At 30.9% G+C, this 537-nt stretch carries 1 protein-coding gene; it reads right to left on the bottom strand.

Annotated elements, in window-relative coordinates; genetic code table 11:
* Positions 1-537, bottom strand: a 537-nt coding sequence (locus IDG60_RS27210; protein ID WP_274611428.1) for a type VII secretion protein EssB/YukC, incomplete at both ends; no start/stop codon positions are given.

Genomic DNA, 537 nt, shown 5'->3' with positions numbered 1-537 from the left:
TAATCAACGCTAACTTTGTAATATCGTTATCATCTAAATAAGTGGCAATATTAATCGCTTCATCAAGATGTCCTTGTCCTAATTCCATCCAATATAATAAGTAGTCTTTGTTTGAATTTGGTGTCACGTTATTAAGTAAATTTTCTTTCTTATCTTTTTCTAAACCTTGTTTATTTGTTTGGATATAACTTTTGGCATAAATGTAAAGTGCCTCTTTATCTAATTTTTTTCCATCTAAATCATCATACGTATTTAGTACTTGCGTATAATCATCCTTTACAAATGCTTGGTATCCTTTTTCAATGCGCTCATTATGCTTCATTACTGAAAAATATAAAAAGGCTAAAAATGCAATTAATAACACACTTAACGTTGTCATGCCGATAGCAACCCATTTGAAAACGGTATGCCCTACTTTGCGTACATATGCATAATTTTGACTATAATCTTGTTCTTGTTTCTGATACTGTTCATCTAAAAATGCCGTTAGTAAATCTAACGTTGCCGCTTCAATAACTTTAGTTTCAAATGGCGTTC

Source organism: Staphylococcus sp. EG-SA-2 (assembly GCF_017152085.1).
Note: the sequence above shows the minus strand (reverse complement) of the source record. Positions and strands in the feature narration are given on the sequence as shown.